The 10,465-nt window shown below is 69.7% G+C and carries 9 protein-coding genes and 1 pseudogene; 6 read left to right on the top strand and 4 right to left on the bottom strand.

Annotated elements, in window-relative coordinates:
* From K8V84_RS19175 to K8V84_RS19165, 3 genes and pseudogenes are all read left to right on the top strand, one after another.
* A pseudogene (locus K8V84_RS19175) lies at nucleotides 1–231 on the top strand (LytR family transcriptional regulator); the annotation flags it as partial.
* Between the two features lie 82 nt (nucleotides 232–313).
* Nucleotides 314–1,126 (top strand): universal stress protein, encoded by an 813-nt coding sequence (locus tag K8V84_RS19170; protein WP_304076882.1) that lies wholly within the window; start codon nucleotides 314–316, stop codon nucleotides 1,124–1,126.
* A gap of 148 nt (nucleotides 1,127–1,274) precedes the next feature.
* Nucleotides 1,275–1,880, top strand: a complete 606-nt coding sequence (locus tag K8V84_RS19165) for a CueP family metal-binding protein (RefSeq protein ID WP_304076880.1) — start codon at nucleotides 1,275–1,277, stop codon at nucleotides 1,878–1,880.
* Between the two features lie 13 nt (nucleotides 1,881–1,893).
* On the opposite strand, the gene K8V84_RS19160 is transcribed toward K8V84_RS19165, so the two are convergent.
* The 4 genes from K8V84_RS19160 to K8V84_RS19145 form a co-directional block, all read right to left on the bottom strand.
* The gene (locus tag K8V84_RS19160) at nucleotides 1,894–2,550 is read right to left on the bottom strand and encodes a response regulator transcription factor (RefSeq protein ID WP_304076878.1); all 657 of its coding nucleotides are present in this window, start codon (nucleotides 2,548–2,550) and stop codon (nucleotides 1,894–1,896) included.
* Nucleotides 2,547–3,845: a sensor histidine kinase gene (locus K8V84_RS19155; RefSeq protein WP_304076876.1), complete on the bottom strand. Its 1,299-nt coding sequence runs from the start codon at nucleotides 3,843–3,845 to the stop codon at nucleotides 2,547–2,549. Before K8V84_RS19155 ends, K8V84_RS19160 begins: the two co-directional genes overlap by 4 nt.
* Nucleotides 3,846–3,863: 18 nt before the next feature.
* A complete protein-coding gene (locus tag K8V84_RS19150; protein WP_304076874.1) occupies nucleotides 3,864–5,864 on the bottom strand; it encodes a serine hydrolase in 2,001 nt (666 codons plus the stop codon).
* Between the two features lie 114 nt (nucleotides 5,865–5,978).
* The gene (locus tag K8V84_RS19145) at nucleotides 5,979–6,902 is read right to left on the bottom strand and encodes a sugar-binding transcriptional regulator (RefSeq protein WP_304076888.1); all 924 of its coding nucleotides are present in this window, start codon (nucleotides 6,900–6,902) and stop codon (nucleotides 5,979–5,981) included.
* Between the two features lie 172 nt (nucleotides 6,903–7,074).
* On the opposite strand from K8V84_RS19145, the gene K8V84_RS19140 reads away from it, so the two are divergent.
* Genes K8V84_RS19140 through K8V84_RS19130 form a run of 3 tightly spaced genes read left to right on the top strand, consistent with a single transcriptional unit; the run spans nucleotide 7,075 to nucleotide 10,423 of the window.
* A complete protein-coding gene (locus tag K8V84_RS19140; protein WP_304076871.1) occupies nucleotides 7,075–8,088 on the top strand; it encodes a zinc-dependent alcohol dehydrogenase family protein in 1,014 nt (337 codons plus the stop codon).
* A gap of 14 nt (nucleotides 8,089–8,102) precedes the next feature.
* On the top strand, nucleotides 8,103–9,467 hold the full coding sequence (locus K8V84_RS19135; protein WP_304076886.1) for a sugar ABC transporter substrate-binding protein: 1,365 nt from the start codon (nucleotides 8,103–8,105) through the stop codon (nucleotides 9,465–9,467).
* Nucleotides 9,464–10,423: a carbohydrate ABC transporter permease gene (locus tag K8V84_RS19130; RefSeq protein WP_304076869.1), complete on the top strand. Its 960-nt coding sequence runs from the start codon at nucleotides 9,464–9,466 to the stop codon at nucleotides 10,421–10,423. The genes K8V84_RS19135 and K8V84_RS19130 overlap by 4 nt, the downstream gene beginning before the upstream one ends.
* Nucleotides 10,424–10,465 lie beyond the last annotated feature (42 nt).

The following is a 10,465-nucleotide window of genomic DNA, read 5'->3' as shown; positions in this document are numbered from 1 at the left end:
GCGACCACCGTCTACCACGGTCCGGGCGAGGAGGCGGCGGCCGAACTGCTCGCCGGTTCCCTGGAGAACGCCGTGACCGAGGAGGCAGAGGGGCTGGGGCAGACCCTCGAACTGGTCGCCGGGTCCGACTGGAACGGTTTCTCCGGGGGTTCCTCCGCCGAGACCGACCTGTCCATCACCGACGACCTGGGCGGAGTCACCGCGGAAGGCGAACCGGAGAGCGCATGCTGACGTGGAACCCCGCACGTTACAAGGTCAGGGGGCTCTGTGCGATGGGTGAGTTCGGAACGGAAGTCTTGTGCACGTTCGATCGATGGTGACCGTGGGTAGCGATGGCTCCAACGCCGGCCTCGCGGCCGTCGGGTGGGCCGGTGAGTACGCGCGGCTTTGGCAGGCCTCGCTCAGGATCGTGACGGTGGGGTCGCACCGGAGCGTCAAGAGCCCGATCGACGATGCGAGAAGGCAGATCTCCCGGGAGGAGTTCCAGCGCGACCAGCGAATGGAACAGAAAGTGAAGGCCGCCTTCTCCCGCGCGGTGGGGTTCGTGCCCAAGGAACGCGTCGATACGCGCGTGGTCACCGGTGATCCCGTCGAGGCCCTTGTTCGTTCCGCCGACCGAGGACCGCTGGTGGTCGGCACCCGCAGGTTGGGGTTCCTGTTCGGAACCATCGCCGGTTCCGTCAGTCGCAGGGTGATCGGGCGTGCCCATGGTCCGGTGGCCGTCGTCTCGGGACTCCCTTCGGAGCCAAGGAAACGGGTCGTCGCCGGCGTCGACGGGGGCGAATCCACCGACGCCGTGGTGGCCTTCGCGGCCGAGGAGGCGCGGGTTCGGGACGCGGAGCTTCTGGTCTGCCGTGCCCTGGGCGCGTCATCCGCAGATGATCGCTCCTTCGAGGCGATAGCGGTCGCGATCGAGAACGCGAAGAGGTCGAGCAGGGGGGTGCGGGTCGTCTCCGAGAGCCCGCGGAAGGACCCGGTCGGCCTCCTGGTGGGCCGGTCCGCGGAGGCCGACCTGATCGTCGTCGGAACCCGAAGCCTCGGCCTGACGGCCGGGCTGCTTCGAGGTTCGGTCGGGCAGAGGCTGACCGTCCGGTCGAAGTGCCCCGTCGTCGTGATCCCCGCCTGAGGACTCGGTCACCGGGGAGGCCGGGGCGGACGTCATCTCCCGGGGAGGCGTTCGGTCCGAGCCTGCCGCCCCGCCGTCCGAGGTACCCCGGACGGGTATAGGCTGACCCCGCTGGACGTCGCCCACGGGATCGGAACGGGAATCGGACATGAGGTACACGGCCATGGCCACGGTCGCCGCCGCGGCGCTCGCACTCACGGCGTGCTCCGCTCCGGAGACCCAGGAGGGCGCCCCCACGAACGGGTCCACCCCCGACCAGGTCACGGAACTACTGGCCGCGCACGGGCTCCAGGACCTCGACGGGCTCGACCCTCGGGAACTCGTGGACCGCCTCGACCTCATGCCGGTGGAGGATCGGCCCACCGACCTGATGGCCTCCGTACGGCCCGGATCGCTGCTGTTGTCCGACACCGCCGGGGGCGAGGAGGTCGAACTCGACCTTCCCGAGGACCTCTTCTACCTGTCCATGGCCCCCTACGTGGACCGGACCCACGACTGCTTCCACCACAGCCTCACCTCCTGCATGGGCGAGCTGAGCGGCGCGGAGGTCACCGTGACCATCACCGACGACGCCGACGACACGGTGCTGGTGGAGGAGACCGCCCCCACCTTCGACAACGGGTTCGTCGGGTACTGGTTGCCCAGCGACATCGACGCGACCGTCACCGTCGAGTACGAGGGCCGCTCCGCAAGCACACCGATCTCCACCGGTGCAGGCGACCCCACCTGCCTGACCACCCTCGAACTGGTCTGAGGCGCTCGACGCCTCAGGGGCGGGCCACACCCGTCCGGTAGGCCCACACCACCGTCTGAAGCCGGTCCCGGGTGCCGATCTTGGTCATCGCCCGCCCCAGATGCGACTTCACGGTGCTGGTCTCGATGAACAGCGCCTCGGCGATCTCCGCGTTCGACATCCCCTTCGACAGCATCCGCACGATCTCCGTCTCGCGCGAGGTCAGCAGGTCCACCACGTCCGGGGAGCGCTCCTTGGGAGGCCGACGTCGGGCGAACTCGTTCATCACCCGTCGCGTCACGGCCCGATCCATCAGCCCCTGGCCTCGCGCCAACCGTCGCACCGCCTCCACCAGCTCGTCCGGGTCGGTGTCCTTGAGGACGAACCCTGAAGCGCCCGCCTCCAGTGCCCCGAACACGTACTCGTCGAGGTCGAACGTGGTGATGACCAGTACCTCGGGCGGCTGCCCGGCGGCATGGTCCAGGATCTTGCGGGTGGCGGACAACCCGTCGCCCCCGGGCATGCGCACGTCCATGAGCACCACGTCGGGCTCCAACCGCCGTGCCAGTTCCACGGCGCTCGGCCCGTCACCGGCCTCACCCACCACCTCGATGCCCTCGGCCAGGTCCAGGATGACCCGGAACCCCGTCCGGACGATGGCCTGGTCGTCCACCAACAGCACCCTGATCAACGCGACTCCTCCCGCTCCACCGGAATCTCCCACCGGACCCGCCAACCTCCACCGTCCGTGGGTCCCACGTCCAACCTCGCGCCCACCACGTCCGCGCGCTCACGCATCCCCAACACTCCGAGTCCCCGGTGGCGCCGGTCGGTGTCGCGGAAACCGCCGGCCTCGTTCTCGACCTCCAACGTGAACCGTTGGGGTCGGTACCACAACCGTACGCACACCTGCGCGCCCGCGGCGTGGTCCCGGGTGTTGGTCAGCGCCTCCTGCACCGTCCGGTAGGCGGTCACGTCGGCGATCGGCGGCAGCTCGTAGGGGGCGCCCTCACGAACGAGCCGAAGCCGGGTGCCCAGTTCCCTTTCGGTCGACACGAGCCGCTCCACGGCGGCCAACCCCGGGACCGGCGCGTCGCGGGCATCGGCCTCCCGGCCGGGCCGGGCCTCTCCCTCGTCCGGGTCGCGCAGCGCTCCCACCACGGCCCGCAGGCCCGTGAGGGTCTCCTTGCCCTGGGCGCGCACCCATCCCATCGCCTGGCGGGCGGCCTCGTCGTCACGTCCGATCAGCCGTTCGGCGGCCCCCGCCTGAACGACCATTCCGGACAGGTGGTGGGCGGCGATGTCGTGCAGCTCCCGTGCCATGCGGGTGCGTTCGGCCCGGATCGCCGCCTGTGCGCGCTCCTTCTGCGCCCGCAACCCCTCGGCGTCGCGAAGCCTCGCCAACGCGACGTAGCGGCGACGGGTCCCCATGTACATACCGACCAGTCCCGCGATGAGGAACGCCGACACGGCCATGATCGGCGCCGTCACCCAGGACGGTGGCTCACCCGGTTCCACCAGGGAGGGCCCCGCCGCCGGTGCCAGAGAACCGGTGAGCAGGCCCTCGGCCACCCCGTACACCAGGGCGCAGCCGACCAGGACGGCCGCCAACCGCGGCAGGGGCATCATGGTGCCGCAGGTGTAGGCTGCGATGAACAGGGCCGGCCCGTGGAAGTCGAATCCGGCGGGCAACAGGGCCGCGAGCAACACCTGGAGCGTCGCGACCCCCACCAGGGACAGGACCGGGTTCTGTCGGCGCAGCCCCAGGGTCAAGGACTGCGCCAGCAACACCAGTCCGGTGCAGACGATCGTTCCTCGGGCGAGGACGACGCCCTCCACCGAGCCCAGGACGGGCAGGGACCCCCACAGGACGGCGACGGACACCGCTCCCACCAGCACGCCCAGGGCGAGGTCTCGACGGATGTCCCCCCGCAGGCCCAGGCGGTCCGGTAGATGATCGAACCGGTGCGTCGCCGACCGACCCATGGTGATGACCTCTCAGCCTTAGTACGTGATACTGGGGAAGAGCAGCCCGAAGGTGACCGCGAACCACTGCACGCCCAACAGGGCGATCAGGACCAGGGCCCCGCCCACCACATACTTCCACCCCGCGCGCCGCCGAACGTCCTGGAACAGACTCCAGGCCGCGGGCAGGATCGCCAGGATCCCGATCAACTGCAGTGCCTGGATCGCTCGCAGCGCCAGGGCGGGAACGGGCAGGAACTCCATGATGACCATGACGACCGCCACCCAGGCCAGGAGCGCCGCCACCGCGGACCCCACTCCGACCCTGGTGAGGACCCGGGCGAGCCGACCTTCCCGGCCCCGTCCGGGGCGGGAGGCGCGGCGTCGGAGCAGGGCCCCGATCGGCCACGACAGCATGGTCACCACCAGGATGAGAACCGAACCGATGATGATCGGCAACGCCACCAGGGGCTGGTACTCGGTGTCGATCCGCAGCAGGGTGAACGCCGACTCGAAGCCGATGGCCTCAACGCTCTGCCCGTCCTTGTCCGGACGCATCGTGAGCACGCTGTGACCACCGACCTGGCGCCACACCCACGGGTCGACCTCCTCGTAGACCGTCGGTGCGAACGTCGCCGGACCGGGGGTGACCAGGATCGTCCCGTCGCCGAGGTCCTGCACCTTGGTCTGGCCCAGCAGGTCCAGGGCGGCGAGGAACGTGCTCTCCATCCTCCGAGAGGCCATGTAGGAGCCCGCGGCCATCGCGGCGTGTTCGGCGGCCGTGTCCTGGACCGAGACCTCCTCGCCACCCCCGTCCTCGGCGGGGAAGTACCGGTCGAAGAACCCGTCCACGACGTCCAGGCGCAGGAGGTGACTGGCCATGCCCGAGTTGCCGCTGCCGTTGAGGGTCACGAAGATTCCGCTGCGCTCTTCGGGCAGGATCTGCATCTCGCTGTGGAAGTGCTGGGTGTCCCCGCCGTGCCCGAGGATCCGGTGACCGTTACGGTCCTCCTCGAAGAACCCCAGGGTCATCCGGGGGCCCTCGGCGAAGGTGCCCAGGACGTCGGCCTCCAGGGCCGGCGCGTGCATCTGTTCCAAAGTGGTGGGTTCGAGGATCTCCTCCTCGCCCTCCCGCGGCATGTGCGCGAGCATGAACCGCGCCATGTCGGTCGACGAGGCGGTCAACGCACCGGCGGGTGCCTCGGCCACCACCTCGAACGGTTGGGCGGGACCGCCGGTGATCGGGTAGGAGCCCGCCAGACGCCCCTGAAGATCGTCGGGCAGGGGCTGGGCGAAGCTGGAGGAGTCCATGCCCAACGGCTTCAGGATCTCGTCCTGGACGTAGTCGTCGAAGGGGACGCCGCCGACCTGTTCGACGATGAGGCCGGCGAGGGCGTTGCCGTGGTTGGAGTAGGACGGGACGGTACCGGGCGGGTAGACCTGCTCCGGTGGGTCTACGCTCAGACGTCGGGCCAGGTCGTTGTCGTCATCCACGGTGAGGATCGCGCCCTCGATGCGTTCCTCGAACCCGGGTGTGTGGGTCAGCAGGTGCCGCGTCGTGATGGGCTCGTCGAAGTTGGTGGGCGGGTCGAAGTCGAGGTACTCACCGATGTCGGTGTCCAGGTCGACGTCGCCTCGCTCCACCAGTTGCATGACGGCGGTGGCGGTGAAGAGCTTGGAGACCGAGCCGACCCGGAAGAGTGTCTCCTCGGGGTCGACGGGGGTCGGTTCGTCGCCGTCGACGCCGGTGTCGGCGTAACCGTAACCGCGGGCGGTGAGCAGTTCGCCTTCGTGGACCACGGAGATCGAGGCACCGGGGATCTCGGTCCTCGCCAACTCCGTGGGGACCAATCCGTCCAACCAGGCGTTGACGTTCTCCTCGGTGAGTTCGGCGGTGGCGGGGGGCACGGGGGCGAGGGTGGCTGCGACCGGGTCGGCCGAGCCGGAGGCGCACCCGGTGGCGAGCACGGCAAGGGCGCCGAGGGCGGCGGCCAGGGTCACCGGGGCCCGGTGCCGGCGGGTGGGTGGGTCGCTCTTCATGGGGATCACAGATCTCCTTCTCGTGTGTGATCCCAGCCTTGTGGAGGGCGCCCCTTCGCCGCATCGGGCGCGGGTCGACACCGCGTCTACGACCTTTGGTGGAGGCGCCCGCCCTCAGGAGCCGGAGAGCAGCACCTTCGCCACGTCGCCGTCGGTCACCAGGGTGGTGACCAACCCGCTCTTGAGCACCGCGCCGATCGCCCGGGCCTTGGCCTCGTCACCGGCTCCGGCGACCGCCACCACCTCGGGGACCTCGCGCAGCTGCTCGGTGTCGATGCTGATGATCCGCTCGTCCAGGTCGGTGTGGATGCGCCGCCCCCCGGAGTCGAAGAGCTGGGCGGACATCTCCGCGCTCACCCCCAGTTCCGTGTACCGCTCGCGCGCCCGGGGGGTCAGCGCGGGATAGACGGTCGAGTTGTGCTCGTCCCAGCCGCCGATCGCCACCACCGCGGTGGAGAGCCGGTCGAAGTGCTCGAAGGCGGCCGCGATGCCCGGGTCCGCGCGCAGGGTCCGCGCGGTCGCCGCGTCCGGGAGGATGAGCGGCGCGTAGATCGGGTACGCCGAGCCACCGGACAGTCGCGCAACCCTGCGCACCGTCTCCACCGACCCGCCGGCCTCGGTGTGCTCCGAGAGCACCCCGTTGAGCTGCACCACCGTGCACCGGGGCAGTTCGACCATCTCCGCGCCCATGGCCTGGAGGCCGCGACTCCAGGCCAGCCCCAGCACGTCGTCCGGGCGCACGATCTCGGCCAGCAACCGGGCCGCCACCGAGCCCAGGGCCCGGCGGGTCTCCAACGGGTCCTCCATGGCGTCCACGACGATGGCCCGACGCAGACCGTAGGCCTCTCGGAGCCGTTCGGACTGTTCCCCGGCCAGTCGCGCGGGCAACCGGATGTCGATGCGCACGATCCCGCTCGTTCGTGCGGCCTCCAGGTCGCGGGCGATCTTGAACCTGCTCAGCCCGAACTCCTCGGCGATCTCCACCTTCGAGCGCCCCTCCAGGTAGAACCTGCGGGCTATCGCGGCGAGCCGCACCATCTCCGCGGGGCCGTCGGGGGTAGGGTCACTGCGCCGATCGCTCATATGTGCACGAGTGTACTCGATTGTTGCTCCACCCATTGACACGCCGTTTCCGGTGGGCTTTGAATGTATGAACATCTGTGACGCAGATCGCTCATATGAGCGATCAAGCTTTCGGGAGGGTTCAGCCGTGCGCGCCGCCATCATCACCGAACCGGGATCCCTCGCCGTGGGAGACCGCCCGGAACCCACCCCCGCCCCCGACGGTGTCGTCGTCCGGGTCGGAGCCTGTGGGATCTGCGGAACCGACCTGCACATCGCGGACGGGGAGTTCCCGCCCAGCCCCTACCCCCTGGTGCCCGGCCACGAGTTCGCCGGCACCGTGACCGCCGTCGGCGAACGCGCCCCCGGGGGCCTGCGCCCCGGTGACCGGGTGGCCGTCGACCCCTCGCTGTTCTGTGGACACTGCTCCTACTGCCGGGCCGGACGCGGCAACCTGTGCGCCCACTGGGGCGCGATCGGCGACACCGTCGACGGCGCCTTCGCCGAGTATGTGGCCGTTCCCGCCGCCAACTGCCACCGCATGCCCGACTCGATGAGCATGCGCGAGGGGGCCCTCGTCGAACCGCTGTCCTGCGCCGTGCACGGCGTGCGACGCATCGGCGTGGAGAACGGCGAACGCTTCCTGCTGATCGGCGCCGGCACCATGGGCCTGCTCCTGCAACAGTTGCTCCAAAGCTCCGGTGCCCGGGTGACGATGGTCGACCGCAACACCCGCCGCCTGGCCATCTCCGCCGACCTGGGCGCCGAACACACCGCCACCGACGTCACCGAACTGGACGGCGTCGGACCGGCCGACGGTTTCGACGCCGCGGTGGACGTCACCGGGGCGCCCCCGGCCATCGAAGCGGCCTTCACGTCCCTGCGCAGAGGGGGACGTCTGCTCGTCTTCGGGGTCGCCGACGAAGAGGCCCGGATCTCGCTCTCGCCCTTCCGGATCTACAACGACGAGATCACCATCGTGGGCTCCATGGCCGTGCTGAACAGCTACGGCGCCGCCGTGGACCTCATGGCCTCCGGAACGATCGAGACGGCGCCGCTGCTCACCGACACCCTGCCCCTGGAGAAGTTCCCGGAGGCGCTGGCCATGATGCGGGCCGGCAGCGGGGTCAAGATCCAGGTCGTCCCCGACACCTCCGCCTGAGCCGGAAAGGCACCATCGTGCGCACCACCACCTTCACGACCGGGGCCACCGCCGCGGCGGCCGCGGCGCTCCTGCTCGCCGGCTGCGCCGGGGCGGGGGCCACCTCCGAGGGGGAGGGGACCGTCCGACTGACCGTCGCGATCGTGTCCAACCCACAGATGCAGGACGCGATCTCCCTGCAGGAGAAGTTCCGCGAGGAGAACCCCGGTATCGAGGTCGACTTCGTCTCCCTGCCCGAGAACGAGGCCCGCGCCAAGATCACCACGTCCGTGGCCACCGGCGGGGGCGAGTTCGACGCCGTCATGATCAGCAACTACGAGACCCGTCAGTGGGCCGAGTACGGCTGGCTGGAGAACCTGCAACCCCTCATCGACGAGTCCGAGGGCTACGACCACGAGGACTTCATCCCCTCCCTGCGCGAGGACCTGTCGGTGGACGGCGACATGTACTCGGTGCCCTTCTACGGGGAATCGTCCTTCCTGGCCTACCGCACCGACCTGTTCGAACAGGCCGGCGTGGAGATGCCCGAGAACCCGACCTGGGAGGAGGTCGCCGACCTGGCGGCCGAACTCGACGGGGTGGAGCCGGGCGTGGCCGGGATCTGCATGCGCGGCCTGGCCGGATGGGGCGAGGTCCTCAGCCCGTTCAACAGCGTCCTCAACACCTTCGGAGGTCGCTGGTACGACGAGGACTGGAACGCCGAACTCGACTCCCCCGAATTCCAGGAGACCGCCGACTTCTACGTGGACCTGGTCCGCGAACACGGCCGGCCCGGCGCCGCCAACAGCGGCTTCGGTGACTGCCTGAACCACTACTCCCAGGGCCGCGCGGCCATGTTCTACGACTCCACCTCCATGGTCAGCACCATCGAGGACGAGGACAACGCGACCATCGCCGGACTCAACGGCTACGAGCCCGCCCCGGTGGCCGAGAGCGACTACGGCGGCTGGCTCTACGCCTGGACCCTGGGCATCCCCTCCACCTCCGAACACAAGGAGGAGGCCTGGGCGTTCCTGGAGTGGATGACCGACAAGGACTACGTGCGCACGGTCGCCCGGGAGTACGGCTGGCAGCGGGTCCCACCCGGCAACCGACTGTCCACCTTCGAGGCACCCGAGTACCAGGAGGTCGCGGGCGCCTACGCCGAACCCATGCTCCAGGGCATCGAGGAGGCCGACCCACAGGACCCGGGCACACGACCCGTCCCCTACGAGGGCATCGGCTTCCTGGCCATCCCCGAGTTCCAGGACCTGGGCACCCGGGTCAGTCAGCAGCTCAGCGCCGCCATAGCCGGACGGATCACCGTCGAAGAGGCACTCGCGCAGAGCCAGGAGTACGCCGAGACGGTCGGGGACACCTACAAGGAGGACGGGCGTTGAGCACGGCGACGGCACCCGCCGACGAGACGGCCGCGAAGCCGAACGCACCCGCGACCCGCACCGGCCGCAGCGCACGCGCCGCCGGGTGGGTGCGCCGGGCGCCACTGCTACCCGCGCTGGTGTTCATGCTGGTCGTCACCCAGCTGCCGTTCCTGGCCACCATCGTCTACTCGCTGCGTTCGTGGAACCTGGTGCGCCCCGACTCCCAGGCCTGGGTGGGGATCGCCAACTACCTGGCGGTCTTCACCGACCGGCAGTTCCTCGCGGCGGCGGCCAACACGATCCTCATCACCGCCGCCTGTGTTGTGGTGGCGATGCTGCTCGGTATCGGCCTGGCCCTGCTGCTGGATCGGAGGTTCTGGGGCAGGGGGGTGGTGCGCACCCTCGTCATCACCCCGTTCCTCATCCTGCCGGTGGCCACCGCGCTGCTGTGGAAGCACATCATGTTCGAGCCGGTGTTCGGTCTGGTCGGCTTCGTGCTCTCCCCGCTGGGAGTGGACACCTACGACTGGGTCTCCCAGGCCCCGATCGTGTCCGTGGTCGTCGCCCTGGTGTGGCAGTGGACCCCGTTCATGATGCTGCTGGTCCTGGCCGGGCTACAGAGCCAGAACACCGACGCCCTGGAGGCCGGACAGGTCGACGGTGCCTCCAAGTGGCAGAGCTTCGTGTGGATCACCCTGCCCCACCTGCGCCGCTACATCGAACTGGGCGTCCTGCTGGGATCGATCTACGTGGTCAACACCTTCGACACGATCTACATGATGACCCAGGGCGGGCCGGGCACCGCCAGCTCCAACCTGCCCTTCTACATCTACCAGCGCACCTTCCTCGGGTTCGACATCGGTCAGTCGGCGGCGATGGGCGTCGTGGTGGTGGTCGGCACCATCCTCGTGGCGATGCTGGCGCTGCGACTGATCTTCCGCACCTTCATGAACGCACAGGAGGCCACATCGTGACCGCCCAGGCCACCGCACCCACGGCCTCCGCCACCGCCCGAG

It is taken from the genome of Nocardiopsis listeri (assembly GCF_020741345.1).
GTDB lineage: Bacteria > Actinomycetota > Actinomycetes > Streptosporangiales > Streptosporangiaceae > Nocardiopsis > Nocardiopsis listeri_A.
The sequence above is the reverse complement of the archived record's forward strand: the minus strand, read 5'-3'. Positions and strand labels throughout refer to the sequence as shown.

Coding starts and splice junctions, on each gene's coding strand:
- K8V84_RS19165 (WP_304076880.1), top strand. CDS start 1,275: ATGAGGTACACGGCCATGGCCACGGTCGCCGCCGCGGCGCTCGCACTC.
- K8V84_RS19155 (WP_304076876.1), bottom strand. CDS start 3,845: ATGGGTCGGTCGGCGACGCACCGGTTCGATCATCTACCGGACCGCCTG.
- K8V84_RS19145 (WP_304076888.1), bottom strand. CDS start 6,902: ATGGTGCGGCTCGCCGCGATAGCCCGCAGGTTCTACCTGGAGGGGCGC.
- K8V84_RS19150 (WP_304076874.1), bottom strand. CDS start 5,864: ATGAAGAGCGACCCACCCACCCGCCGGCACCGGGCCCCGGTGACCCTG.
- K8V84_RS19170 (WP_304076882.1), top strand. CDS start 314: ATGGTGACCGTGGGTAGCGATGGCTCCAACGCCGGCCTCGCGGCCGTC.